We start from the raw sequence: 25,144 nt of genomic DNA on the forward strand, positions 1-25,144 counted from the left end.
CTCCCATAGGTCCGAGAATAGAAGGCAAGACCTAAGAATTGCCTACTTGCCTGCCCGCCCCAGCTAACGAGGCCTTAAACAAGTTGGGCTAGTCCGCGGTTCATGGAGGAAGCCGCTTCCGCACTCTCTAACGCTTCGGGCTTCGAACTGGCCGGCCTTCGCTCAGCTGCTCCGGGCAGCGATGCCGCGCTGGCCCTGTTCGACGCCGCCATTACTGTAGCTGAGCCCGACGCGGCGCTGCTGAGCGGCGCACCGGCCCGGACGCTGATGGCGGCGATGACCGCGGTTGTCACCGCGCTGCAAAGGCTCGATCCCGAGCGCGTCGCTCGCAAACAATCCTGGTTCCATCGCTTCACCGGCGCGGATCTCGAGGCCCGGCTGGAGTTCGAGGTGTCCATTGCGACGATCGGCAATGAGATGCGCAAGCTGACGATGGCTGCCCAGGATGCCGACCGGGCGAGGCAACTGATGCGCCTCGAAACCGCAAAGCTGGAGGACGCACATCCGCGCAACGAGGCGTTGATTTTGGCAACCAGAGAACTGCTCTCCCGCGGGGCCGAGAAGGCTGACACCTCGCGGCTTGAACGGCGGCTCGGCAATCTCGAAGCGCTGCACGCGTCCAACCAGCTTGGCCGGGCGCAGATGATGCTCTCGGTCGATCACCTCTCCGACCTGCTCGATCGCTATCGCGACATCGAACAGCTGCTGTTCCCGGTCTGGCAACAGCACGCCCTTTCGGTCGCGCAAAGCGCGGTCACGCCCGCGGAACTCACGGAGCAGGTTTCGGCGCTCGAACTGGCGCAATCCAGCCTCGCTGCCGCTTTGCGGCGCAATAAGGAACAGGCACAATGACGCTTCCTTCGCAAATCACGACGGCAGTGCCGATCGATCTTTCGGCTGACCTGCTGGTTCCTCACGTCGATCCGCAGGAAGTCGAGGCGTTGGCCTCTTCGATCGATACGCGCTCGGCGCTGACCGTCGCGCAGTTCGGCCATGCGGTGGGCGAGACCACCAGCCGCTACGCTGACCAGCTTCTGGCCAGGGCCCGAGCGGACGATCTCGATGAGATTGGCGGCAAACTCAGCGAGATCGTCGTTGCCGCGCAGGCCTTCGACCTCTCGTCCTACGACAGCAAATGGACCCGCGCACCGATCGTTGGCGGTCTGGTGCGCAACTTCGTGCTGACCAAGGAAAAGGCCATGGCGCGCTTCTCCTCGCTGGAAGGTCAGGTCGACAAGCTCGTCGCCAATATCCAGGGCACGCTCGACCGGCTCGCGGAACGCGCGGCATCGTTCGACACGATGTACGACGGTGTCGCCGAGGAGCACCGCATGCTGGCGACGCATGTCCAGGCCGCCCAGCTCGTGCTCGAAAGGCTCGACCGCGAGATCACGGCTGTAAAGGCGGAACCGCAGGACATGGCCAGCGTCGAGCGGATCAGCGCGCTCGAAGGTGGACGCAACGCGCTCGAAAAGCGGATCGGCGACCTCAACGTCCTCCAGCACAGTGCGTTGCAGACGCTGCCGATGATCCGGATGATGCAAGCCAACAATGTCATCCTGCTCGAGAAGTTCCAGACGATCCAGCGCCTGACTTTGCCGGCCTGGAAACGCACTTTCGTGCTCGCGCTGACGCTCAACGAGCAGCGAGAGGCAGTGAAGCTGGCTGGCTCGATCGACGATGCGACGAACTATTTCATGAAGCGCAACAGCGAGATCCTGCACGAGAACGCCGTCGCCACCGCTGCCGCAAACCAGCGTCTCGTCGTCGACGTCGAGACCCTGCGCGAGGTTCACGACAACGTGATCAAGACACTCGTCGACGTGCGCAAGGCACATGAAGAGGGCGCCGCAAAAAGGCGCGATGCGTTGGCGCAGCTTGCGCAGCTGCGCGGCGAGATGGCGGGCGGCCTGGCCAACGTGCTGCCGGTCGAGGGCCTGGATAGCGCCGCCTGAACGCGCAGACCGCCTTTGGCCGGAAGGGTGGAGCTAGGCCGGCTATGGAGGCGGCACCCATGCCTCCCCCCTCTTTGCATGCCGCTCTCCTTGCCCGCCAGCAGCGCTTGCGTTCGCTCGGCCGCTCGATAGCACGCGCGGCTGTTGTGATGCTCGCCGTGGGCATGTCGATCATGGCAGCCGATCCTGCCGGTCGGGAACTGTTCGGAGGCGATCCGGAAGGTCTCTATGCCTCGGTACCACCTGAGCTTTTTGCCTACCTGTCCGATCACGGCGCTGCGGTGCGCCATAATGCGCCTGGCTGGGGCCACCACGGGGTCACCACGGTTTCGCCCTATGGAATTTATGTCCTGGCGCTTCTGGCCGCGCATCTCGCGTTCAAGTGGCTGATCCCTTCGCTCCGCTGGCGCCTGATTTTGCTGTTCACCGGTCCGATCTGGTTTTTCATCGCCTACATCGCGCTCAGCATCGTCTCGGGAGGCAATATCGGTGCCGCCACGGTCGTCGCGGTAAGCCTGGTTGGTGGAGGCGCATATTTCTGCCTGCGCGGCGGCGTACTCGATAAAGTCTGGCGGTTCGCCATGGTCGCCTTTCTGCCGATCGGGCTCTTCGCGGCTACTTCCGGCCTCTATAACCTATTGAACGGTCAAACCGGCGACACGCAATCGCTGACGGCGCGAAAGGGTGTCGTCAGCGACCGCGATGGGCGACCGCTTGTCCCGCCCGATGGCACGGTCACCGACGATCCTGCCAGGCTCCAGCCCGCGACCAAAGCTGAAGGGCAAGTCGCCCGGAGGGACGTGCACAAAGGCTGGGCGACGCCCTATCACCTGCGGCCAGAGACGCTTGCCCAGCCCTTGAGGGACCAGGCGCACTACCTACTCGCACAGCAAGGCTATATCGCCGACGATGCGCCGCGGACCGCATTCCATCTTCACGCCCTGGCGGGTGCGTGGCGACCCGAGGATTGGCACACTCGGGGCAGGATTGGCGCAATGGCGGGATGGGTCGCGGCACATGGACAAACTCCAGGGGCGACCGCGGGCCTGATCGCCGATGGAGCCCCTTACACCTTGCCGAGATATTATGCTGGCTGGGTACTGCTGGTCCTCGGCTGCCTTGGCGGCACGGCATCGCTTGTTCTTTGCATCTTGTCGGGCCGGCTCGACACCGCGGTCGCGAATGCAGGTGATCGCCGGCCAAACAGAATCCCAGGAACGGAGCCAGCAAATGCCGGCACGCAGCAATGACCCGTGAGCCAAGCCTACCATGAGATGGCAGCTGCAAGCGTGTTCGACAGAATGAGAAATCAAGCCGGCGCGATGAATTCCCTCGCGTCACAGCTGCGAGATCGCTTCGCGAAAGTTCGCACGGTGTCTTTTGCCTTGCTCGCCGCCGGCGCCGTTCTGTTCGGTTTGGGCCTTGCACAGTTCTGAGACCCGTTCTCGCGTACCAGGATCTGGAATTGTCCAGATCCAACATCGTCGTGGAGCCATCCCTGCCCGTTCGCGAAAGCCTGCGGTGGGGCTTGTTGATCATTGCGCTGGCCGCGGCCTCGATCGCCTGGGGCTTGAGGCGTCTGACGCGATTGCAGCTATGGTTGATCCTGGCTGCCGGATTCCTCGCAGCGGCTTTCCTGAGCACCCTACTGCTCAAGATTCTGTCGGAAGGAAATTTGCGCCAAAGTCCGAATGGGGACATTTACGCAGTAGATAAGCCGATCAATCGGCAAATTCCTTGGGACACCTCGCAGCGCACCTGTTCCCCGAATGCTTCATTGTCCGATTTTGACCGTGCCAACTGTAAGCGCCGGAGCTTCGAGAACGCCACGGGCCAGCCCGACAAGGCGCAATATGTATTGGCGCAAGAGAGTTACATCTTGTCCAGCCGCGCGGCACCGGACGAGGTCTTCACAGGCGGACCGATCGATTTTTGCATCCCGTCGATGCATGACGGCGAGATTCACTGCAATCGCCCCGTCCCTGCAGATTTTACCAACCGGGAAGGCGCATATAATCCGCACGCAACGGGCGCCGCCCTGGCCCGAATGACCGGCCGCTGGTCGCATCCGGGCTTCAGCGCGCGTGCACGGCTGCGCGCGATGATCGCGCGGGCACATGCCGTCGATCCCGAACTCGATCTCCCTGTGGCCGAGGCCATGGCTGCCTGGCGCTGGCAGGAGTGGATCACCCGGCTGTCACGTCCGATTTTTCTGACCTTGGGTTTGGTGTTTCTGCTGTTTGGCGCTGCGGGCCTGCGAAGCTTGCGTGGCCGGCAGCGGAGATTGATCGACCTCGAAGCCTTGGCTTCTCGGCGCGAGCCAGAGCTGGAGCCACCGCCGCGGCGAGGACCAGATGACGCGGTCGCAGCCCCGTTCAAGGAAAAGGCTGCTGCGCTATCGACTGCGGGTTTGTGGACGAAAAAGCCATTGCCGTTGGTCCATTGGTTCGTTCGAAGGCGCCCTGAACGCCGGACAGACAACCTGCCTCAGCCTACGATCGACCAGCTGCAAACGCTGCAGCGCAAGGGAAGGAACCTGTTGGCCTGGGCCGGCACATTGCTCAGATTAACGGGCTTGGCGATCGCCGCAGCACTGGCCTTTCACACCCCTTCGTTTCCGGGGTTGGACTTGGTTTTTCCGGCCAACGAACCCTTAGTCTATTTTCCGCAGGAGCTGGCATCCTGGATGAATGCCGTCATTTCGCAATCGTCCCTGCAAATTGACGGGCCGACACAAATGGCGTCCGATGGCATCTTCTATACCGTTTACTGGCAGCCACGCGAGTTATTGACTGCGGCCATCGTGCTGTCGCTGGCTCTCGCCGGTTGGCAGTTGGCCGTTCTGCTTCGCAAGAGATGGCCCATGAAGTGGCCGCTTCATCTTGTCCTTATCCTCGTTTGCAGCGCGCTATCAGCCGTCTGTTTTGCCTCTCCCCTGGTGTCGCTGCTTCCACGGCTTCCAATCAATGAGCCTGCTATGATGCCTGCCGAGCAGGTGTGGAGCTTTCCGCGCCGGAATGATGACGAAGCTGCTTTTACATCTTTGGACGGCACCGGTTTGTCCCAGCGGGCTGGCACTGCGCGAGAAAAAGGAACACCCGGAGCGAACCGTTTTGAGCCTTCGTCTGTCGACGGCGGCTCCCCTGCTGAACGCCAATTCTGTCTTGGGTCGACCCCGCACCGGTTTGATAGGGGTGGACTGCATATGCGCTACGAACCGCGAACAGCTCGGGCAGACGCCGATGGGGCTAGGCAACGATGCGATCTCTATATTGAACCTGATGCTCTGCCGCAGGTTGAAGCGGACCAGGCCCACTATGTTCTCGCACAAAAGGCCTATTATTCAGGCGATATTCGGCAGCTCCATGCCCAGCTTGGCGCAATGACCGGGGTCTGGGCTCCCACCCAACTTCGGCATCGGCTGGCTCTCGCATACCTTCGATCTGAAGTCGGATTGCCCGACGGCAAGGCATCGCTGGCGGATCTTGCGCGACAGATACAACCGCGTTGGCGCCGCGCTAGCGAAATGCTCACCACCGTTTCTGCGGCGATCCTGCTTTTTCTGTCGTGCGCCTGTGCAATCATCGGATTGCTTCGGCAGCGAAAGGCGCGGGGCGTGATCATGATTTTGGGACCAGTCTCCAAACCGCCGGCCCAAACGGGAGGAGCAATCAGTTGATGCCGGCGAGATCCCAAAACCGGGATGCGCTATACAGCCAAGGTTGCAGCCAAGAGCGGAGTTAGTGTTCCACTGGCGGCGCGATCTTTTCTCGTTGGCCGATTCTGGCTCTGGCAACGAGGGAGGTGAACAGAAGGCCGCTTTCAACGGGTCTAAATCGGCCCGCGAACGACCGCTTAGTCGGCGGATTGCGTCCCAGCTGCTTTCTCGACAGCATCTATCGGCGCAACGGGCTGTTAACCATCATCGGGCCATGGCACCAGCTATGGCTGACATTGCATTCTATCTCGAGCAGGCCACGGCCTGCGCACGCGCCGCCGAGGAAACCAATCTTCCCAGGCTTCAGGAAATGTATCGCTCCGCGCGAACACGCTGGCAGGAGTTGGCTACGTCAGAGACTGTCAAAATGAACTATGTCCGAGATGCCGTTTGCGCACGAACGGTATCGTCTGAAGCTCCCATGGCAGGGGTTTCACAATAGAATAGCAGCCGTTCATCCCGAATGATGGTGAGCGGGCGGCGCGGACCGGGCAGAGATATCCGGCGCAACCGCAGATGTCCCGCCGGCAACTCGTGTCGGCGGGACAAACATGGGTGTGATGGGGACTAAGCTCTCATCTCGCCGGCACGCCGGCACTCTTGATCATCCGCCAATAGGCGTCGCCTACACGGGAAAACGCCGATGGCGGCAACCCATGGCCAATGACGTCCTTGAGGATGGCGAGCAAAGCATCGCCAAACTGCGCGACCTCGCTGCGATCGATCAGTTCCGTCAGAGCCGCAGCAGACGACGTGTCGCCCCTGAGTTCCGCAATCGTCGCATCGAGCAGCGCGCCCGCGACCGCCGTGAGCGTTTCGGTAGCCGTGCTTCCGTTGGATCGCCCGATCGAAGAGGCCATGGCCTGGATGACGGGCTCGCGGCTTTTCTCGATTTCGTCCGCAGCGACGGCGTTGATAATAGACATGCAAAATCCTTCGTGTGCCACACGATTTGCCCCGTCCACATAAGACGGGGACAAACGGTTCTATTGGGGAAGCAGCCAATTAGGCTGATCCGACGCGGGTGCCCCGATGCGCGGCCGCGATTAGCTCAGCGGCTCAACGCATCGAGGCCGGGAAGCGCGTCATGAGGCTCCCGGCGTAAAGTTCGCGGCGCAGAAGATCTTGAAGGCAGACCATACCCTGAACATAGGGCGCCACGCCCCGTCGGCAAGCTCTGCCGGGATAATTCCAGCCATCGGTCAGTCCATCGTCCGCGATTTAAGCTAAAACGATTGTGGAAGGGTTGTTGATCCTGATCCACCTAGGTTCGGCAAGGAGCAGATGAACGGATGGCAGATATTGGGGAGCCGTTTTGAACCGCTGAATGTCGGCTATGTTGGCGGGTCCGCCCACGCCGCTTCCGGCGTCGGTTGGAACGCATCTTAACATCGCTTTATTTGTGGCAATTCCCACGGCTTTCGGATCAATGATTCATCGTGCGATTGGTGCTCAAAACCGGGCAAGGTTGGTGAAGGGACTGCGATACATACTGGATGGACCGGGCTCCCTGACGTGAATGGAGAGCGGCTGTCAGGTACTTTGAACTGCCTTCCGACGACTGCTATGTCGGCGAATTCCGCTGCCTTGCCGTTCTTGGAGGTGCGTTATCGCTCGCTCGATGCCTTTAGGCCAACGCTGAGAGGAAACGGCGCAACTCTATATAGACCTCTTGATCCTCGGGGCAATTGCCCAATCCCCCTTCGAGCATCGATCCAAATCCACCATGTGGCATGGCCTCGAAGACATGCAGTTCGGCCGGGACCTTCGCCCGCCTCAATGCCCGGTGGAACCGCACTGTATTCGAGAGAAAAAGATCGCGGGTCCCGCATTGCAGGAACGTCTGCGGAAATCCGGCAGAAAGGTCGGCAAATAACGGCGATAACAGCGGGTCGGCCAAATCGTGTCCGCCGGCATAAAGAGAAATGGTATCGGTAAGTCGCGTCCGCAGCACCGGGTCGATACCCATCAGCGTCTCGAAGCTATCGCCGGATTCGGTCAAATCCACTTCGGGGCTGAGCAATACGACGCCTATGGGCATCGGCAGATCGAGATCGCGAATGCGCACTGTCATCGCCGCAGCAAGGTTTCCGCCGCCCGACACACCGGCGACGATGACGTCTTCCGGCGCGTGATCCTCGAGCAGGGCTCGATATGCTGTGACGCAATCGTTGAGAGGGGTCGGAAAAGGAAAGCGCGGAGGCATACGATAATCTAGGCCAATGGTGCGCATCTGAGTGCCTTGCGCAAAAGATGCCGCCATTGCGCGGCAAACGTCTCCGCCTCCCATGATGAGCGCGCCGCCGTGAAGATAGAGGCAGACCTTGGCACTGCTGAGGGCCTGCGGCACGACATCGAAAGCGGCAACGCCGCCCAGCATGACGGGCTCGATGCGTGAATCCTCAGCAGGGCCTGCGAGCATCGAGAGGAGCATGCGGTCGCTGAAAGCGATCCGCTCTTCCCACTCCTCGACCGTTTGAGCGGGAGGCGGGGTGGGTACCTCGAGCGCGATCATCGCCAGCAGGCTGTCGCGGGCCGCCGCACTGATCGAGGCAGGAGGCCGTCTGCCGCGTCGGTCTAGCGGATTTTCGGTTTCGTCCGACATGTCATCTGGTTCCTCTATTGGACCTGCATCAGAAACTTACGTGGACGCGGCCGCCGAACATGCGCGGCTCATTCACTGCCGCCGTTCCGATCCCGAGCGAGGGCAACTGTCCGGAATCGTAAGTGTAGAACTTCCTCTTGGTCACATTCGTCGCGAAGAAGCTCAGGTCGATGGGAGAGCCCGCGATCGCCTTCCATTCCAGACTGAGATTCAATAGATTTTGCGGTCCCAGGATGCCGAAATCACGCACGACCGGATTGAGGTTTGCATCCAGCACTGTTCCAAAGGCTCCGGTGAGCGTCTGGCGCGAAGCGTAGTTCGACCGCTGGCTATCGGCGTGCGCGAAGGTTGCGCCAAGGGTGATCCTGCCGATCTTGTCGTCGAGCGGCAGCGTATAGGCGGCAGTGATCGTGAATTTGTTGCGCGGTGACTGCGTGAGCACGTCGCCCGCTACGATCGCGCTGCTCAACAGATAAGGCTGGCCAGCAGTGTTCGGAAGCACCACGTCCAGGACCTTGGTATTGAGGTAAGCGTAGTTGCCGGAGAGCGTGAACCCCGCGAATGGAGTGACGCTCGCTTCCAGTTCGACGCCGTAGATGCGAGAGCCGCCGACATTGACGATTCCGACCTGCGGCGGCAGCGTCCCGGGTACGGCGGGATTGTCGTTGAAATTCACCGACAACTGCTGGTTCGTGAAGTCGTTGTAGAATCCGGTTATGTTGAGGTAGCCCTTGAGTGCGCCCGCGAAGCTGGCTTTGAGCCCGACCTCGTAGGTGTCCACCTTCTCCGGTTGGTAGTTGGCAAGGTTGCGCGTGAGCACCGCTGAAATGCCGCCCGCCCTGTAGCCGCGCGAATATTTCGCGAATATCATCGTGTCCGAATTGGGACTGTATTCGAGGTCCACGACCCAAGTGGGCGCTTGCGAGCTTTGCGCGAAATTGATTGTGCAGTTCGGCAACGCGCTTTCAGCCTGGGCACAGCTCGGCGGCAGTGGCGTGCTGTTGGCGAAAGAGTAGATCAGCGATGAAATACTGACCTTGGTCCGGTCCCAGGTGTACCTGAAGCCAGCGGTCAACTTCAATGTGTCGGTCAGCGCGTAAGTTCCCTGGCCGTAAAGACCGATGCTGCGGAAGCTGTAATCGTTGGTGGTGTAGTTCACGGTGCCGACCGAGACCGCTCCAGGTGGCAGTCCGAATCCGAGCCCGGTGAGCACCCCGAGAGGATCCGTGCAACTGCGCGCGACTATGTCCGTGCAACTGGCCAGGACACTTGCGTACTGGCCGCTCTGCGCGTTGGGCGTGCTGTTCTCGAAGTATCCGCCCGCCTGCCAAGTCAGCTTGCCGTCGACCGCAGATCCCTGAAGCTGCAGTTCGTCGGTAAAGGTGTTCTGATCGACCGTGTGACGGCCTGGAATGTTGACGATGCGAACGAAGGGGAATGCAAGGCTCGGCAGGCCGCCGGGAAGCAGCCCGGGGATGGCGGACAGAGGCGGCGAGCGGAACGTGCTACCGAACAAGCCGATTTCCGCGTCAAGCTGCAGCCGGCCATAGCTCGCGATGTTCTTGACGGTCAGATCATCGCTGGCCCGCCAGGTAGTGGTATTGATGATCTGCCAGTCCCTATTATCCGACCGCGGCGCAGGATTGTCGGCACGGACATCGTAAAAGCCGTCGCCGTTTGCCTTGGCGAAGCTCAACTGGCCACAGCCGAAACCTCCGAAAGCGAAGGAGGGCGCGCAAGCATAGATCTTGGCCAGGTAGCCGTTGGTTTTGGAATTGGTGTAGGTTCCGATCAGATAGTTCTCGAGATCGGGCGTGACATCGACGACGAGGCTGGCGCGCAAGGCCCAATAGTCGACATTCGCGTAATCTTCGGGGCCAATACCGCTCTTGTTGTGGATATAGCCGTCGCGAACCTGGCGATCGACTCCCAGGCGCAGACGCACGGTCTCAGCCAGAGGCGCGTTGAGCACTCCCTGGAAGCGGCGCATGGAGTAGTTGCCGACGGATGCCTCGGCGTAGCCTTCGAGCTTGTCCGTCGGTTTGCGCGGTACCAGCAGCACGGCGCCGCCAGTAGTGTTGCGGCCGAAAAGTGTACCTTGGGGACCCTTCAGGACCTGGACGTTCTGGAGGTCGAAAAAGCGACCCGGCCCTACGCCCCCGCCACTCGCGAGGCTGCTCTGCGATCCGCGCGGATTGACCACATCGGCAAAATAGACGCCGACCGACGGGCCGGTGTTCGCTTCCTGGACAAAGCCGCGAATTGCGAAGGTGGCGCGATCAGGACCGTAATTGCTTTGAACGCTGAGTGAGGGCGTATTCGCAGCCAGATCGATGCCGCTTACGATGTTCCTGCGCGAAAGTTCATCCTGCGAGAAAACGGTCATCGAGATCGGCACGTCTTGGAGCCGCTCTTCCACCCGGCGCGCGGTGACAATGATATCACCCGAAGAGCCTTCGCCGCCGGCCTGGCTCTGAACTTGAGCTTGAGCCAGCGCCGGATTCGCAACGGCCAGCGCAACAAGACCACTGACCGAGCACGTCGCGAAAAGCCCGAGACGTATTGCACATTGACGCATTTATCCTGCTCCTTCCCCATTTCCCAATCGCCGCATTCAGAGCTGGCGCTGGGATTTTCGTAGCCTTAAATGAGAGATTGAATGTCATTTTTATGAGAGTCAAAAACTCATTAATGAGAAACAATTATCTCAAAAATCGGTGGCAGGCGTGGATCGCATTGATGCTGCCCAGGGAAAGCTGGCGCAGATCACGGGCTCGAGGCTCTCAAATGGAGTGGGGTTATCAGGCCAGGTCGACTGTGATAGGCGGGGGCATGCCTGCGATGGATAACAACACCATGATGAGGCCGCTCGACGTGCGGCAGGTGCGTACTCGTCTCGCCCTGCGCTCGGCCATGCTAGACATGGCCCGGAACGTTCCGTTCGACGAAATTACCATCGCAGATTTGGTTTCCCAGGCTGGAGTGTCCCAGGCGACTTTCTATCGCCATTACAAGGACAAGAACGCTCTTCTCACGGATTTGGCGCGCGATTTCACTAACGAGCTGGGCCGAAAGATTACGCCCGAGACGATCATTACCGACAGTCGAAAGGCTGCCCAAGCGCTCTGTAGTTTCCTGGAAGAGAATCGCGCGGTTTGCGCGGCGCTGCTTTCACATGGCGCAAAAAGCGCGATATTTGATGATATTCTGGAGAATGCCGTGAATCATTCTGCGGCATCGGGCATCACGGAAGAAATCTGGCTGCCGCGTAGCCTGGGCCCTGTCTTCATGGTGACCACGCTGCTCACGCTCATCGGCTGGTGGTTGCACAAGGGCAAATCGATCACGATTACCGAGATGTCCGAGCTCATCGATCGCCTGGTTTTCATCCCCGTCCTGCCTGAGGCGTGACCTCTGAAGTCGCTCAGGACGGGACCGAACGAGACAGGAGGTGATCGAGCTGGCTCGCCATAATGATAGACACCCTCTCATAAATAAGGCAGCGATACTCGCATCACAGTGAGGATGCGATTCGAACGATGCTGACAGTGGGAGCTTTGCTATCGAAGGCGCGCGATACGGCCCGATACGATGATTTTGGGGAACCAAGCTTTCTCGAAGGGTTCGAACGACTGGTTTTTGCGGTTGAGCATGAGGCCCGGCTCAATCAGCTGGGAGAAGCGCTGATCGAGCACCAGATTGTCGACCTTCTGACCTGCCGTCTGGATATCGAGCAGTGGTATGGCCGGCATCCGGAAATCGACGAGGAGGAGATCGTCCAGCCGCTCATCGGCCTGGGCTTGCCGCGCACTGGATTGACCGGCCCCCACTGAGTGGTCCGGCTTGATTGTTAGTGCATCGTCGCCTCCCTCGCCAGTGTTGGCCGCAGGTGGAGCGAAGCGGAACCGGAGGGCGACACTGGCGAGGGAACGGCCTCTGGCGCCGGCGGTCGATAGCCGAGCGAGCTGTGCGGTCTGACGGTGTTGTAATGCCGCCGCCAAGCCTCGATCAGAACCCTGGCCTCGGCCAGGGTGTAGAAGATCTCGCCATTCAAAAGCTCATCGCGCATCGAGCCGTTGAAGGATTCACAGTATCCGTTCTCCCATGGGCTGCCCGGCGTGATGTAGAGCGTCTTCACGCCGATCCTGGCCAGCCACTGCTGGACGGCCGTGGCGATAAATTCAGGACCGTTGTCGGACCTGATATGCGCCGGCGGGCCGCGCGTGACGAACAGCTCGGCCAGGGCCGCCAGAACGTCCTCGCTCCTGAGCCTGCGTGCCACCGGCAGGGCAAGGCATTCCCGGCTGGCCTCATCGATGATCGACAGTATGCGGAACTTGCGGCCATCGTGGGTGCGGCCCTCGACAAAGTCGTAGGACCACACATGCCCCGGATACTCGGGCCGCAGGCGGATGCACGATCCGTCATTGAGCCAGAGCCGTGAGCGCTTCGGTTGCTTCTGCGGCACCTTGAGACCCTCGCGACGCCAGATGCGCTCGACCCGCTTGCGGTTCACATGCCACCCCGCCTCGCGCAGCAGGGCAGTGACCCGGCGATAGCCGTAACGGCCATATTGCCGGGCCAGCGCGATGATGTCCTCGGTCAGCGCCACTTCGTCATCCGCGCCCCGCGGCGCCTTGCGCTGCGTCGATCGATGCTGCCCGAGCACACGGCACACCCGTCGCTCGGACACCGGCATCATTGCCTTGATATGATCGATGCAGCGCCGACGGCGCGCGGGGCTCAGTAGTTTCCCCTGGCGGCCTCCTGCAGGATCAGCTTGTCCAGCGTCAGGTCCGACACCGCACGCCGCAGCCGGGCATTCTCCTGCTCGAGATCTTTCATCCGGCGAGCCTGGTCGACTCTCACCCCGCCATACTCCTTGCGCCAGCGGTAGTAGCTCTGCTCGGTGACGCCGATCCGGCGACACGCGTCCGCCACCGTACCACCCTGCGCCAGCACGATCTCCGCCTCACGCAACTTGCCGATGATCTCCTCCGGCTGGTGCTTCTTGCCCATTCCCAAACTCCTTCATGAGCCAAAATAACAGAAATTTTGGACCACTCAGAAGGGGGCAGATCAAATCCATGCGGGTTACCTGTTGGTTTCGCTCTTTCAAGATGACGTAGAAGCGCCGCCCCTCACACATTCCCGGAAACGCACTGAGGGTAATGGCAAATGGATCGGCGGCTTTGTCGGCGGAAACCGATTCTGTCTAGCGCACGGAAGCCCCTACGCGTTCGTTTCCCCAGCAACCCGAATGCTATCAGATCAATGGATGGTTCATCGCATATGCGCCTCGCAGCCTATGGCCAAGCTTCGGCCTCAGAATCTTAGGCAATCGGGCGATTAATCTGTATGGGTCACAAATCGAAAGGCTGAGCGCTTCGAAATACGCCTGCTCCACCTTCCGCTGAACCTCACTCAATCCCGCTATTCCGCTTGGCAAACATGCTGGGCGCCTATTGAAAGCCGCTACCAGACAACCATGGCGCCGTACGATTCCCAATTATCCGAACTCGGCTGGAAACCCTTCTTCAGCGCGCAAATCTCGGACGCGGAAACTGCTCGATGCCGGCCCGTCCGCGTCATGGCGGTCCATCGCGGCAAGATAGCAGTCGCAGGGGCCGGAATGGAGCTCCTCATTTCGCCACGGATTCCCGGTGCCGATGCCGAGGAACTCCGACCCGCCGTTGGCGATTGGCTGTTGCTCGATCGCGAAAGTCTCGAGCCGGTGCGTCTGCTGCATCGCGCCAGCTTGTTCAAACGGCTTGCAGCGGGTGATCGGCAAAAGCTGCAGGTCATTGCGGCGAACGTGGACACCCTGTTCATCGTCGCGTCGTGCAACCAGGATTTCAATATCGCGCGGCTCGAACGATATCTCGTTCTGGCCCGTGAAGCCGAGGTAAACCCGGTTGTCGTCCTGACCAAGATGGACCTAGCAGACCAGCCGGAAGCATTTGCCGAGAAGGCTCGCGCAGTTCAGCCGGATCTGGTGGTGGAAATCGTGAACGCGCGCGACGCTGAGAGCGTTGCGCGCCTGGCGGCGTGGTGCGGCCCGGGTCATACCGTCGCGTTGCTGGGCTCATCGGGTGTCGGCAAATCGACATTGGTCAACACGCTCAGGGGCTCGGACAGCATTGCCACCCAAGCGGTCCGCGAGGAGGACGGCAAGGGTCGGCACACCACCACCGTTCGCGAAATGCATCGCCTCGACGGAGGCGGATGGCTGCTCGACACGCCGGGTATGCGCGAGTTGCAGCTTTCCGACGCTGCCTCTGGCCTCGCAGAGGTCTTTGACGACATCCTCGCGCTCACGCTGAAGTGCCGGTTTTCGAATTGCACGCACGAAGCGGAGCCCGGCTGCAGCGTGCGAGACGCGATGCAGCAGGGAAAGCTCGATCGCGCGCGCCTCGAACGCTGGCGCAAGCTGGCCGTTGAGGACGCTGCCAATTCCGTGAGCCGCGCGACACGGCGTGAGCGCGCGGACATCGCCGAGAATGCTGCGCAAGCGCTGTCGAACAATGCCGGCAGGCGCCCGCGGCGATAGCACCAGGGGCCTCGCCGCAAGATGCCGGAAGAGACATTCGGGAGACTATATGGCCGATCTGTATTTGAAGGCGCTCGAATCCGAACGCAAAAGCCTTTGGGCGGCGTGCCGCCTCAAAGGGCTCGCCAAGGACAGTCCGGAACGCGTGCGGATTGCGGCGCTGGACGTTCTCCTTGAAGAACACAAGACCAGGAAGGGCGCCTAGGTGGCTTGCTACTAGTCAGGCCCGAATTCCGGAAAAAGACGTTCGACCGCGGCGCGTAGATCGGACGGACCAGGCAGGAGGCCATGAATATCCAGTAGCTGCGTGACGAGGTGTGCTCTGTGGGGGCCGATACCGGCGATCGCCTCCAATCCGGGCAGGTCGAGATCGGCAATCCTGTCCGATAGATCGCCCAGCGTTCGGTACCCCGATGCGATCAGGAGTTGCCGCAGGCCGGAAGGCAGGACGGACTGCCGAACCGGGAGGTCGCGCTTCGTCGCCGAGGGCCTCCCATTGGCAAGTCTCGTAAGCGATGCCTTTTCCCGCTTCAGCAACCGACGAATGTGGCCCAGTTGATGCGTCGTGATCCCGAGTTTACGGCGGATCTCGCGATACGAACGCCCCTGCGCGCGCAGATCGCGCGCCTGCTCTAGGTTCAGGGAGGCCTGTGCAGCCTGACTCAGCATCTGGGATCCGACAATGTGACCGCGCGATAAATCATTGGCCGGTTGCGGCCATGAAAGCAATCGAGCGATGCAGCGACGTGCAGCCTTCCGACCGTACAAATCATTCTGCGCCTCTGGCTCGCGTCGAGGAGCAGAGCTAACAGCGGACCATGGACGACTTGTTTTCCGATCGAACGGTTCGCGACCGAAGCCTGACGCGTGCCGATCTGGAGCGCATCGCTGGATCTCCCCATACACTGGTCGATTGCGACCTCGAGGATGCGGACCTGTCGGAGCTCGATCTGTCGCACTGGCGATTTGAGCGATGCAACCTGCGAAGAGCCGATGTCAGTCGAGCGAAATTCGAAGCCACCACGTGGCAATCCTGCCGGGCCGCCTTTGCCAACTTCATGGCCTGCGACCTCACTGAATCGTCCTTCGCCGCAACCGACTTCAACAATGCGACGTTGAAGCGAGCGAACCTTCAGTCGGCAAAGTTCGCCCAATGCAAGTTGACCGGCGCAGACCTCTTCGAGGTCCGAGGGCTCGACATCACTTTCGAGGAGACATTGCTGATCAACGCCAAGCTCTCCGGCCATTCGTTCCGCAAATCGACCCTGAACCGGATCGATTTCTCCCAGGCAGACCTTCGCAAATGCGACTTTCGGCACACGACCTTCGCCGATTGCAGCTTGCGCGAGGCCAACATGGATGGAGCGCGCTTCGAAGGTGCCGACCTGCGCGGCGCCGATCTCGGGGGCCTGCGGCTGTTCGACGCCAGGATGTTTCGCGGCGCAACCATTTCTCGAGAACAGGCAGCGCAACTTTTGAGCGAGCTCGGTCTGAATGTGCGTTAAACCGGCCCGGTTGCCCGATCGCATGCAAGATCACGCGCTCATCGCCACGACCTTGCATATCGCGCCAGGCGCCCCATATCGCGGAAGCTGGCACTCGCTCTGGTGAAGTGCCAAATCGCAAATCGGCAGCGCTGGCTTCCCTCTTGTGAAAGCGACAACCCTGTCGCGATCCAGTAAGAGGCAGTCCTTTCATGGCATTTCGTCCTTTGCACGATCGCGTGCTCGTGCGCCGCATCGAAGCCGCCGAGCGCAGCGCCGGCGGCATCATTATTCCCGATAACGCCAGAGAGAAACCGCAGGAAGGCGAAGTCGTCGCGGCCGGCTCCGGCGTTCGCGCTGACGATGGCAGCGTCACGCCGCTTGATCTCAAGGCCGGTGACCGGATCCTGTTCGGAAAGTGGTCAGGGACCGAGGTCAAGCTCGATGGCGAAGATCTGATCATCATGAAGGAAAGCGACGTTCTGGGCATTCTGGGCTGAGATGCCCGCGGGCCGGCGCATCCCGGCGAAGGCAGCATCTCTTCCATAAAGGATTCCGATCATGTCAGCCAAAGACGTCAGATTCTCGCGCGATGCCCGTGAAGGCATGAGTCGCGGCGTCGATATTCTCGCCAATGCCGTAAAGGTGACGCTCGGTCCCAAGGGCCGCAATGTTCTGCTCGACAAGAGCTATGGCGCCCCCCGGATCACCAAGGACGGCGTGACCGTCGCCAAAGAGATCGAGCTTACCGACAAGTTCGAGAACATGGGCGCGCAGCTGATGCGCGCGGTCGCCTCGCGAACGCATGACCATGCCGGCGACGGCACGACGACAGCGACGGTTCTTGCCCAGGCGATTGTTTACGAAGGCCTGAAATCGGTCGCCGCGCTCGCCAATCCCATCGATCTCAAGCGCGGCATCGACCTCGCGGTCAAGGCCGTCGTGGGCGAGCTCAAGGCGCGCTCCAAGCCCGTGTCGGGGACTCAGGAAATCGCGCAGGTCGGGATCATCTCGGCCAATGGCGACGAGGTCGTCGGCAGCAAGATCGCCGAAGCCATGGAGAAGGTCGGCAAGGAAGGCGTGATCACCGTCGAGGAAGCGTCGGGCGTAGAGTTCGAGCTCGAAGTCGTCGAAGGCATGCAGTTCGACCGCGGTTATCTGTCGCCCTATTTCGTCACCAATACCGAGAAGCTGACCGTCGAGCTTGCCGATCCCTACATATTGCTGTGCGAGAAGAAGCTGGCGAACCTGTCTGCCATCCTTCCTTTGCTCGAAGCCGTCGTCCAGTCCGGCCGGCCGTTGCTGGTCATCGCCGAGGATGTCGAGGGCGAGTCCCTCGCCACGCTCGTCGTCAACAAGCTGCGCGGGAGCTTGAAGGTCGCGGCAGTCAAGGCTCCCGGCTTCGGCGATCGACGCAAGGCCATGCTCGAGGACATTGCGATCCTGACGAAGGGCGAAGTCGTCTCCGAGGATCTCGGGATCAAGCTCGAGAACGTAACCCTGGAAATGCTTGGCAGCGCCAAGCGCGTGACGATCGACAAGGACAGCACGACCATCGTCGATGGTGCCGGAAGTGCCGAGGCAATCGGCGCCCGCGTCGACGCGATACGTGCGCAGATCGAAAATACCTCCAGCGAGTACGATCAGGAGAAGCTCCAGGAACGGTTGGCAAAGCTTTCCGGCGGCGTCGCCATCATCAAGGTCGGCGGTTCCAGTGAAGTGGAAGTGAAAGAGCGCAAGGACCGGGTCGACGACGCGCTGCATGCAACGCGCGCCGCCGTCGAGGAGGGCGTCGTCCCTGGCGGGGGCACGGCCCTGCTCTATGCCTCGAAGGCGCTGAACGGGCTGAAGGGCGGCAACGAGGATCAGACCCGCGGGATCGACATCGTCCGCCGGGCCCTCGAAGCACCGGTTCGCCAGATCGCCGAGAATGCCGGCCATGACGGCGGCGTTGTCGCCGGCCGATTGCTCGCGGGCGGCGACGAGAACCTGGGCTTCAACGCCCAGAGTGAGCAGTACGAGAACCTGTTCCAATCAGGCGTGATCGATCCGACCAAGGTCGTGCGGTGCGCGATCCAGGATGCCGCCTCGGTAGCGGGAATGCTGATCACCACTGAAGCTGCCATTTCCGAGCTTGTCGAAGAGTAGCGGGCCGAAACTTCGGATCATCTGATCACAGGTCGGGCGAGCGACGATCTCGGGACTGCAGCACGCAGGTATTGTCTACCACCGAAAAGGAAGCGCTCATGGAACTCTCATCGATCCTCTGCCGCGCGCAGGAAGGGGCTCAACGCGATCGTGCCGCCAGTGCTTCTCTGGAAAATGTCCGGATTGTCGCAACAAAGGCGGCAATCGCCTGGGGGCTGGAGGCGGTCGCCGCAGAGCACCGCGAAGCCCGTCACGCCCGACGGGCGAAAGCCGAGCCTGAAGGTTTACGGGCAGAGCGATCGTGTACCGAACGCGAAGCGACATTCAGCGAAAATCCGGATCGCGGCTTTGTGCAGCCTTGAAACAATGGCGTTGGACGCATGGCGATCGGAGTGTGCATCCTTTCCCGCTCATTCAGGGCGCGGATGCCGTGCCCTGGCAGTTCCGGGGTGATCCTCCAAGGTGCGACGTTGGGTTGGGCAGGAACCGCTGCGCTGAGCTTCTTCTGCCTTGTCCAGGGATTGCGGATCGGAAGCGCCGGCAGCGCTATGACCAGAACGCGAAGCCCGGTCGGGTTCTGGGCATCGATGTCTTTCTTCGCGCTCGCTTCCGTGGGGTCGATCTACGGCGCCATCGCCGGGATCTAACTCAAGACAGTGCGACTGGGAGACCCGGGCTGCCTCGAAGTGTCGGCCAGCGCCCTCATCCGATTAAACAACACGACAGGATATTCGAATGGCCTCCAATATTATGATTTCCGCTCTCCTTACCGTAGCCGCCGGTCTCCTGGGTCTGGGAGCCTATGCCCGGCTACAGGCTCGCCGCCAGCAGAACACCCGACGAAGATGAAGAAGAGTCGATCGGTCCCAGGATCGAGCCGTCAAAACAGCGCGCAAGGATAACAGAATGCCAGATTTCCAGTTAAGACCAGAAGATGTGGACGCAATTGTTACGAGATTGCAGGGCCACGTAGGATGGCAACTTCGCCACATCCCGTCGCGCGGCTACTGGATCGAGTTGCAACCGGATGCGGCATCGGCGCGCAGGGTGATCGAAGCCATATCCTGAATGCTGTCGCCGATGCCGGCGCCCATCGACAGCCCATTCGTTTAGCCGAGAAGGCACTCAGACGCCGCTTGGTCGGCATGAACGGAGGCAGGTTTCAGGCATCCCGAACGGATGCTTCAACGACCGCTTTGTCGGCGACGGCGGCTGGTCCGCATCTCGCGCGCGCTCTGATGCGGGAAGCTTCCCAGTAGGCTCGAAGGATAATCCCATGCAGCTTCCGCTCACACCTTACAAACATTCAGGGGCACATCCGCGGCGCTGCTGTTGCCGTCGCCGCGGACACCGGTCAGACCTGCGCTGCGCCTCCATCAACATCCAGTTCGATACCGGTGACGTAGTCGCTGTCTTCCGAGGCGAGGAAAAGTGCGGCCTTTCCATTGTCTTCGGGTGTGCCGAGACGGCCCAGTGGGATTGTCGCGACGAGCCCGGGTACCGCTTCGCCGGGCAGCAGGCCGTGGAAGCCGGGTGTCGAGGTATGCCCCGGGTTGAGCACATTGATCCGGATGCCGCGGTCCTTGGTCTCGAGAATCCACGCACGCACCAGGCTGCGGATCGCCGCCTTGGTCGATGAGTAGACCGACATCGCCGGAATGCCCCGGAAGCCGGCGATCGAGCCGGTGAGAATGACCGATGCGCCTCTCGGCAGGAGCGGCAACGCCTTCTGGAAAGCGAACAGCAAACCCTTCACGTTCGTATTGTAGGTCTTGTCGAAATGCTCCTCGGTGATCTCTCCGATGGGCTGGAACTCGAAGAAGCCCGCGTTGAGCGCCAGCACATCGATGCGACCGTGTCTCGCCCCAACAGTGTCGTAGACCCGGTCGATGTCGGCAAGGCTCGACGCGTCGGCTCGGATGCCGATGGCACCGTTGCCGATCTCCGCGACGGCCCTGTCTAGTTCCTCCTGTCGGCGGCCGGTGATAAACACATGCGCGCCGTCTGCAGCGAAGGCTTTGGCGACGCCAAGGCCGATACCCGCGCTGCCGCCGGTCACGACAGCAATCTTGCCCTCAAGCTTCTTACCCATTTTCAGTCCTTCGATCTTGGTTGCGCCTTCGACCATCGGTGGCGCCCCAGGACCTCGGAGATAGAAATGTGCTGCGCGCGTAGTAGCCGGTGGAATGGACTAATCTATATTCCAGTTCGGAATGGAATCTGACTAGCCGCCGAGCTGGCCGGCCGATTTTTAGCTGAATCGTGATTGTGCGAGCCATCGCCCCCCGGTCAAACCTTGACTGGCCCCGCTGTGTAGCCAAGATCATAATTCCAACGGGGAATGATCATGAACCGGTTTGCAGCCATGGATGCATTCGTTCGCGTCGTCGATACCGGCTCTTTCACGGCAGCGTCCCGACAACTGCGCGTGGGGCAACCCGCCGTCTCCAAGATCATCGCACAGCTCGAGCAGCACGTCGGAGTAAAGCTTCTTCTGCGGACGACGCAGGGCCTCAAACCGACCGAGGCGGGAGAGAATTTCTACGAACATGCCAAGCGGGCGGTCGAGGAGGCCGACCAAGCCGAGTTGAAGGCACGCGGGGTTGGCGCGGCTTTGACCGGGCGGCTGCGCATCTCCGCCGCGGTCACGTTCGCGCGGCTTCACATTGTGCCACGGCTGCCGCGCTTCATGGAGATACATCCGGCACTCGACATCGAGCTGTTCCTCGATGATCGGAACGTGGATCCGGTCGAATCCGGAATCGATGTCGCGCTGCGAATGGGCGATCTCCAAGCCTCCTCGCTGACCGCGCGCAAGATCGGCAGAAGCGCACGCATGGTCGTCGGGACGCCAAGCTACTTCGAGGCAATGGGTGAGCCGCGAGTGCCCGCAGAGCTTCCCGATCACGAGGCAGTGATCTACGACCAGCGGGGTGGTGGCACCCTCTGGTCGTTCAAGAAGGGCGCCTCGGAAGTGCAGGTGACGATAAAGGGCCGCATGCGCAGCAACGCCGCGGAGGGCGTACGCGAAGCGGTGTTCGCGGGGATGGGATTGGCGGTGGCGTCGGAGTGGATGTTCAGCCCGGAGCTCAAATCCGGCAAGATCCAACGCGTCCTTGCGGACTGGGACCTTCCGCCGGTCGACCTCTGGGCTCTTTTTCCGACCGGCCGCATGGCGAGCGCCAAGGCGCGAGAGTTTGCCAGTTTCGTCGAAGCGAGCATGGCAGGCAACGAGATCTTTCCCGTGGTAGCATAACATCGTACTCGACTTTTCAAAGCCTTAGGACATTTTCGGTCGCGTCCAGCCAAACGCGCGCCTCCTACTTCACCAGCTCTAGTCCTGATCATATTCCACCTGAGAATATGCGATAGTCGGCCTGGCTCTCTACATGAGGGTTCATATCCGTCCGACATGCGTCGCGACGACGGCATGCGTCGTCTTAGATCCAAGGACAGTACCATGGCTAGATTGCAGGATAAGATCGCCGTCATCACTGGCGGTAGCAGCGGTATAGGCCTCGAAACAGCGAAGCGCTTCGTCGAGGAGGGCGCCTACGTCTTTATCACCGGGCGTCGGCAAAAGGAGCTCGACAATGCGGTGGCTGAAATCGGACGGAACGTCACTGCCGTTAGACCGACTTCCACGCACGGCGCATGTTGACCCAAACGGCGGCACCTCCGAGCAGGGCGGGGATGGAGATCAGCGCGATGAAGATCGGCAAACCCTGCTCGCGCGTCAGCGGAATGCGCGCGGACGATCCCCGGCTGCCGAGCGAGAAAGTAGCCTCGGGTGGGAACGCCGATACCGCCGCAGCTCCGAAAAAGACCACGAACCACATCGCCACAGACAGCGAGATCAGCAACTCCTTGCGAGGAGTGAGGTCCAGGGCGTCGTCGTCGTCCGTGCTTTCGGTTTCTTCGTCCATCGTCCACGATTTATGCCAAAACGATTTTGGAAGTGTTGCTGATCCTGAGCCACCGAGGTTCGGCAAGGAGCAGATGAACCGATGGCAGATATTATTGAGCCGTTTTGGACCGCTGAAGATCGCGAGGTCGGCGGCATTACTCTTTCAAGTAGTCTTCATCGGAAAAAGGCGCGCTGATTGCGCTCGTCGTATTCGGCGTACGCTCGTGTTGCGGCAGATCTCAAGCGCTGAACAGCGCAGCATGTTGCAGATGCAGCAAAATCCGCTTCGACCCATTGGGGCAATAACACCACCTAGGCTCGTGCCCTTCACATCCCACGTTGAAAAATAACGATTTCCGGGAAGTGGCACGGCGCTTGCTGAAGGTTCTCCGATGTTTGGCGCACTGGGCGCCCGCAACCATCGGGGGAATTCCTTGTCTTACTCTTTTCGCCGCACCGCCGCATTGCTCGGTATTTCGACTCTCTCCCTGATCGCGGCCGCTCCGGCGCTCGCCAACGAGACGGCAGAGACAGCTGCCGACGCGGCGACGAGCGCCGACGAGGCTGATTCCGGTGGACGCAGCGAGATAATCGTCACCGCTGGACGCCGTGAAGAGCGGTTGCAGGACGTGCCGACCGCGGTCACCGCGCTCAGTAAGGATCTGTTCGAGCTGAACGGCGTCGGTCGGTCGGCCAACGAGGTGCTCAACTACATTCCGAACGCCTCGGCCGGCACGCAGCAGCACGGAAGGCCGAGGTGGTGGATTCGCGGCATCGGCGCAGGACAGCAGCAACTAGACCTCGCCAGCCCGGTCGGTTTCTACCTCGACGACGTCTATATCTCGAACGCCAGCGCCACTGGTCTGCCACTATTCGACATCGAGCGCGTCGAGGTTCTGCGCGGTCCGCAGGGCACGCTGTGGGGCAAGAACACCACCGGCGGCGCGGTCAACGTGATAACCAAGCGCCCCTCGCTGAGCAGCGATCAGGACAATTACGTCAAGCTCGAATACGGCAGCTATGACGACAAGATCGCCGAAGGCGGGCTCGGTGTGGCGATCGTGCCCGACACGATCGCGGCGCGCTTCTCGTTCCGTCTCGACCACCGCGGCGGCCGCTTCGACAACCTGTTCACCGGCGACAAGTCCAACTCGATCGACGACGACGTCTTCCGCGGCCAGATCCTCGCCAAGCCGAGCGATAACCTGACGGCCCTGCTCTCGTTCCATTATCGCAAGTACGACACGGACGGAACCTATTGGACGACGGCCACCTATCCGCCGGGCAGCGTCCTACGTGCCGGATACAAACCCTCGACCGACACCGACACCGTCAACACCAACGCCGGCGAATGGAGCAGGAGCAATCAGGTTGGCGGCTCACTACGCTTCGACTTGGATCTCGGAGGCGTGACCGCGACCTCGATCACGGGCTACGAACGATGGACCTCGCGGAGCATCGGCGACACCGACTACACGCCGCTCGAGATCTCGCGCTCCTATACCAAGGCGCGCTCGCGCCAGTGGACGCAGGAACTGCGGCTGACTTCGCCCAGCGAGAACCGGCTCACCTGGATCGCCGGCCTGTTCTATTTCAAGGAAAACATCGTTTCGGACGCCTATACGGCCAAGCTGCCCGACGGCACGGTGCCCGCGCAGCCATTCCCGCCGGCTCCGTTCGTCGCCCCGGCCCCGGCCTACAGTCTGACCGACTATGAGCACAGCGCGGAAAGCGGCGCGGCGTTCGCCAGCGGCACCTTCCATGCCACCGATGCGCTAAAACTGACGCTGGGCGCGCGCTTCACGCGCGAGACCAAAAGGCTCGATTTCAACCGGTTCAACGCCACCACGGCGTCGTTCAGCAACTATGTACAGTGGTGGAACGACTTTACCGGGAGGTTTGGCGGACCGGGCACCTTCGCGAACGATCTCTCGCGGACCTGGGACGCCTTTACTTATGACATCACACCATCTTGGCAGATCAATCACGACAACCTGCTTTACGTCAAATTCTCGCACGGCGTGAAATCGGGCGGATTCAACACGGCGGCAACCTTGCCTATCGCGCTGACGGCGGTGAACCCCGAACGCCTAAACGCCTACGAGGCAGGCTATAAGTCGACCTGGTTTGACGGCAAGCTGACGCTGAATGCCACCTATTTCCATTATGACTATCGCGACATCCAGGTGAACGTGGTGGGTCCAAATCCTGGCGCGGTCGGCGGTGCTACGGTGTCGTACCTGCAGAACGCGGCCAAGGGCAAAGCCGATGGCGCCGAGTTCGAATTGGACGCGCAGCCGATCGAACACCTGAGCCTCAATGCCGCGGTGGGCCTGCTGTACACCAAGTTCCTGCAGTTCCAGGTGAACAACGGAGGTGCCAATCTGGCCGGCAATCAGTTCGTCCGCTCGCCGCATCTCACCCTCAACGCCGGCGCGGAATATACCGTTCCGCTGGGAGACGCCGGAAAAATCGAGCTGGCCGCTGACGCCCGCTATACGTCGCTGCAGTACTACTACGTCACTCCGCAGGATACGGTGAACCGCTACCTGCTGACGCAGCCCGGCTATACCTTGGCGAACGCGCGGATCACCTACACGACGGCGAACGAGAAGATCAGCGCCTCCTTCTTCGTCAACAACTTGCTCGACACGACCTATCGCAACCACGCGTTGCCAGCCTTCGCGGCTGGCTCCGTGTTTGGCGACACGGTGCAGTACGGCGACCCGCGGACTTGGGGCGGCTCGCTGATCGTGCGGTTCTGAGCAGCGAAGCCA

At 61.1% G+C, this 25,144-nt stretch carries 22 protein-coding genes and 1 pseudogene; 16 read left to right on the top strand and 7 right to left on the bottom strand.

The features are described 5' to 3' along the window. Positions 1-267 precede the first annotated feature (267 nt). The 5 genes from KRR38_RS10990 to KRR38_RS11010 are packed head-to-tail and all read left to right on the top strand — an operon-like array spanning position 268 to position 5,634. Complete coding sequence (locus KRR38_RS10990) at positions 268-852, top strand: hypothetical protein (RefSeq protein WP_217401377.1); 585 nt, start codon at positions 268-270, stop codon at positions 850-852. After that, positions 849-1,955: a toxic anion resistance protein gene (locus KRR38_RS10995; protein ID WP_217401379.1), complete on the top strand. Its 1,107-nt coding sequence runs from the start codon at positions 849-851 to the stop codon at positions 1,953-1,955. Before KRR38_RS10990 ends, KRR38_RS10995 begins: the two co-directional genes overlap by 4 nt. 59 nt (positions 1,956-2,014) lie before the next feature. After that, positions 2,015-3,205: a hypothetical protein gene (locus KRR38_RS11000; protein WP_217401381.1), complete on the top strand. Its 1,191-nt coding sequence runs from the start codon at positions 2,015-2,017 to the stop codon at positions 3,203-3,205. Between the two features lie 3 nt (positions 3,206-3,208). After that, positions 3,209-3,391, top strand: a complete 183-nt coding sequence (locus KRR38_RS11005) for a hypothetical protein (protein WP_217401383.1) — start codon at positions 3,209-3,211, stop codon at positions 3,389-3,391. A 29-nt stretch (positions 3,392-3,420) separates the two neighbouring features. Beyond that, positions 3,421-5,634, top strand: a complete 2,214-nt coding sequence (locus KRR38_RS11010; protein WP_217401385.1) for a hypothetical protein — start codon at positions 3,421-3,423, stop codon at positions 5,632-5,634. Positions 5,635-6,248: 614 nt separating this feature from the next. On the opposite strand, the gene KRR38_RS11015 is transcribed toward KRR38_RS11010, so the two are convergent. From KRR38_RS11015 to KRR38_RS11025, 3 genes are all read right to left on the bottom strand, one after another. Beyond that, entirely contained in the window at positions 6,249-6,599 is a 351-nt protein-coding gene (locus tag KRR38_RS11015) for a hypothetical protein (RefSeq protein ID WP_217401387.1), read from the bottom strand. A 701-nt stretch (positions 6,600-7,300) separates the two neighbouring features. Continuing rightward, positions 7,301-8,278: an alpha/beta hydrolase gene (locus tag KRR38_RS11020; RefSeq protein WP_217401389.1), complete on the bottom strand. Its 978-nt coding sequence runs from the start codon at positions 8,276-8,278 to the stop codon at positions 7,301-7,303. A gap of 28 nt (positions 8,279-8,306) precedes the next feature. Next, positions 8,307-10,856, bottom strand: coding sequence for a TonB-dependent receptor (locus tag KRR38_RS11025; protein WP_217401391.1), 2,550 nt, complete (start codon positions 10,854-10,856; stop codon positions 8,307-8,309). A 254-nt stretch (positions 10,857-11,110) separates the two neighbouring features. On the opposite strand from KRR38_RS11025, the gene KRR38_RS11030 reads away from it, so the two are divergent. Both KRR38_RS11030 and KRR38_RS11035 read left to right on the top strand, forming a co-directional pair. Then, positions 11,111-11,689 carry a TetR/AcrR family transcriptional regulator gene (locus KRR38_RS11030; RefSeq protein WP_217401393.1) on the top strand — a complete coding sequence of 193 codons (579 nt, stop codon included), beginning with the start codon at positions 11,111-11,113 and terminating at the stop codon, positions 11,687-11,689. A gap of 128 nt (positions 11,690-11,817) precedes the next feature. Further along, entirely contained in the window at positions 11,818-12,111 is a 294-nt protein-coding gene (locus tag KRR38_RS11035) for a hypothetical protein (RefSeq protein ID WP_217401395.1), read from the top strand. Between the two features lie 17 nt (positions 12,112-12,128). Here KRR38_RS11035 and KRR38_RS11040 read toward each other — a convergent pair. Further along, positions 12,129-13,297 (bottom strand): IS3 family transposase gene (locus KRR38_RS11040; protein ID WP_375293417.1). Its coding sequence is split into 2 segments (ribosomal slippage): positions 12,129-13,030 and positions 13,030-13,297, totalling 1,170 coding nucleotides; the frame shifts between segments, so codons are not numbered across the junction. Between the two features lie 688 nt (positions 13,298-13,985). On the opposite strand from KRR38_RS11040, the gene rsgA reads away from it, so the two are divergent. Both rsgA and KRR38_RS11050 read left to right on the top strand, forming a co-directional pair. Then, positions 13,986-14,828 (top strand): ribosome small subunit-dependent GTPase A, encoded by an 843-nt coding sequence (gene rsgA, locus KRR38_RS11045; RefSeq protein WP_309141020.1) that lies wholly within the window; start codon positions 13,986-13,988, stop codon positions 14,826-14,828. A gap of 49 nt (positions 14,829-14,877) precedes the next feature. After that, a complete protein-coding gene (locus tag KRR38_RS11050; protein ID WP_217401401.1) occupies positions 14,878-15,033 on the top strand; it encodes a hypothetical protein in 156 nt (51 codons plus the stop codon). 11 nt (positions 15,034-15,044) lie between these two features. On the opposite strand, the gene KRR38_RS11055 is transcribed toward KRR38_RS11050, so the two are convergent. Beyond that, positions 15,045-15,497, bottom strand: a complete 453-nt coding sequence (locus KRR38_RS11055) for a hypothetical protein (RefSeq protein ID WP_217401403.1) — start codon at positions 15,495-15,497, stop codon at positions 15,045-15,047. A gap of 149 nt (positions 15,498-15,646) precedes the next feature. On the opposite strand from KRR38_RS11055, the gene KRR38_RS11060 reads away from it, so the two are divergent. The 4 genes from KRR38_RS11060 to KRR38_RS11075 all read left to right on the top strand — a co-directional run bounded on the left by KRR38_RS11060 (position 15,647) and on the right by KRR38_RS11075 (position 18,822). Next, positions 15,647-16,333 carry a pentapeptide repeat-containing protein gene (locus KRR38_RS11060; RefSeq protein ID WP_217401405.1) on the top strand — a complete coding sequence of 229 codons (687 nt, stop codon included), beginning with the start codon at positions 15,647-15,649 and terminating at the stop codon, positions 16,331-16,333. Positions 16,334-16,524: 191 nt separating this feature from the next. Next, entirely contained in the window at positions 16,525-16,812 is a 288-nt protein-coding gene (locus KRR38_RS11065) for a co-chaperone GroES (protein WP_217401407.1), read from the top strand. Positions 16,813-16,873: 61 nt separating this feature from the next. Continuing rightward, complete coding sequence (gene groL, locus KRR38_RS11070) at positions 16,874-18,460, top strand: chaperonin GroEL (protein WP_217401409.1); 1,587 nt, start codon at positions 16,874-16,876, stop codon at positions 18,458-18,460. Positions 18,461-18,558: 98 nt separating this feature from the next. Continuing rightward, positions 18,559-18,822 carry a hypothetical protein gene (locus KRR38_RS11075; protein WP_217401411.1) on the top strand — a complete coding sequence of 88 codons (264 nt, stop codon included), beginning with the start codon at positions 18,559-18,561 and terminating at the stop codon, positions 18,820-18,822. Positions 18,823-19,814: 992 nt separating this feature from the next. Here the strand turns inward: KRR38_RS11075 and KRR38_RS11080 are convergent. Beyond that, positions 19,815-20,588, bottom strand: coding sequence for an SDR family NAD(P)-dependent oxidoreductase (locus tag KRR38_RS11080; RefSeq protein ID WP_254514751.1), 774 nt, complete (start codon positions 20,586-20,588; stop codon positions 19,815-19,817). Between the two features lie 219 nt (positions 20,589-20,807). On the opposite strand from KRR38_RS11080, the gene KRR38_RS11085 reads away from it, so the two are divergent. Beyond that, positions 20,808-21,716: a LysR family transcriptional regulator gene (locus tag KRR38_RS11085; RefSeq protein WP_254514752.1), complete on the top strand. Its 909-nt coding sequence runs from the start codon at positions 20,808-20,810 to the stop codon at positions 21,714-21,716. A gap of 204 nt (positions 21,717-21,920) precedes the next feature. After that, a pseudogene (locus KRR38_RS11090) lies at positions 21,921-22,094 on the top strand (SDR family NAD(P)-dependent oxidoreductase); the annotation flags it as partial. Here the strand turns inward: KRR38_RS11090 and KRR38_RS11095 are convergent. Next, positions 22,090-22,386, bottom strand: a complete 297-nt coding sequence (locus tag KRR38_RS11095) for a hypothetical protein (protein WP_217401415.1) — start codon at positions 22,384-22,386, stop codon at positions 22,090-22,092. The pseudogene KRR38_RS11090 and the gene KRR38_RS11095 sit on opposite strands and share 5 nt — an antisense overlap. Positions 22,387-22,801: 415 nt before the next feature. Between KRR38_RS11095 and KRR38_RS11100 the strand changes: the two genes are divergently transcribed. Next, the gene (locus KRR38_RS11100; protein WP_254514753.1) at positions 22,802-25,132 is read left to right on the top strand and encodes a TonB-dependent receptor; all 2,331 of its coding nucleotides are present in this window, start codon (positions 22,802-22,804) and stop codon (positions 25,130-25,132) included. Positions 25,133-25,144: the final 12 nt, after the last annotated feature.

Source organism: Novosphingobium sp. G106, from assembly GCF_019075875.1.
Taxonomy (GTDB): Bacteria; Pseudomonadota; Alphaproteobacteria; order Sphingomonadales; family Sphingomonadaceae; genus Novosphingobium.

What these genes read in the sequence shown, in the direction of transcription:
- KRR38_RS10990 (WP_217401377.1), top strand. Translation starts at nt 268, where the DNA reads ATGGCGGCGATGACCGCGGTTGTCACCGCGCTGCAAAGGCTCGATCCC.
- KRR38_RS11030 (WP_217401393.1), top strand. Translation starts at nt 11,111, where the DNA reads ATGCCTGCGATGGATAACAACACCATGATGAGGCCGCTCGACGTGCGG.
- KRR38_RS11015 (WP_217401387.1), bottom strand. Translation starts at nt 6,599, where the DNA reads ATGTCTATTATCAACGCCGTCGCTGCGGACGAAATCGAGAAAAGCCGC.
- KRR38_RS11055 (WP_217401403.1), bottom strand. Translation starts at nt 15,497, where the DNA reads ATGCTGAGTCAGGCTGCACAGGCCTCCCTGAACCTAGAGCAGGCGCGC.
- KRR38_RS11025 (WP_217401391.1), bottom strand. Translation starts at nt 10,856, where the DNA reads ATGCGTCAATGTGCAATACGTCTCGGGCTTTTCGCGACGTGCTCGGTC.
- KRR38_RS11050 (WP_217401401.1), top strand. Translation starts at nt 14,878, where the DNA reads ATGGCCGATCTGTATTTGAAGGCGCTCGAATCCGAACGCAAAAGCCTT.
- KRR38_RS11065 (WP_217401407.1), top strand. Translation starts at nt 16,525, where the DNA reads ATGGCATTTCGTCCTTTGCACGATCGCGTGCTCGTGCGCCGCATCGAA.
- KRR38_RS11080 (WP_254514751.1), bottom strand. Translation starts at nt 20,588, where the DNA reads ATGGTCGAAGGCGCAACCAAGATCGAAGGACTGAAAATGGGTAAGAAG.
- KRR38_RS10995 (WP_217401379.1), top strand. Translation starts at nt 849, where the DNA reads ATGACGCTTCCTTCGCAAATCACGACGGCAGTGCCGATCGATCTTTCG.
- KRR38_RS11095 (WP_217401415.1), bottom strand. Translation starts at nt 22,386, where the DNA reads ATGGACGAAGAAACCGAAAGCACGGACGACGACGACGCCCTGGACCTC.
- KRR38_RS11060 (WP_217401405.1), top strand. Translation starts at nt 15,647, where the DNA reads ATGGACGACTTGTTTTCCGATCGAACGGTTCGCGACCGAAGCCTGACG.
- KRR38_RS11000 (WP_217401381.1), top strand. Translation starts at nt 2,015, where the DNA reads ATGCCTCCCCCCTCTTTGCATGCCGCTCTCCTTGCCCGCCAGCAGCGC.
- KRR38_RS11075 (WP_217401411.1), top strand. Translation starts at nt 18,559, where the DNA reads ATGGAACTCTCATCGATCCTCTGCCGCGCGCAGGAAGGGGCTCAACGC.
- KRR38_RS11085 (WP_254514752.1), top strand. Translation starts at nt 20,808, where the DNA reads ATGAACCGGTTTGCAGCCATGGATGCATTCGTTCGCGTCGTCGATACC.
- groL (WP_217401409.1), top strand. Translation starts at nt 16,874, where the DNA reads ATGTCAGCCAAAGACGTCAGATTCTCGCGCGATGCCCGTGAAGGCATG.
- KRR38_RS11035 (WP_217401395.1), top strand. Translation starts at nt 11,818, where the DNA reads ATGCTGACAGTGGGAGCTTTGCTATCGAAGGCGCGCGATACGGCCCGA.
- KRR38_RS11020 (WP_217401389.1), bottom strand. Translation starts at nt 8,278, where the DNA reads ATGTCGGACGAAACCGAAAATCCGCTAGACCGACGCGGCAGACGGCCT.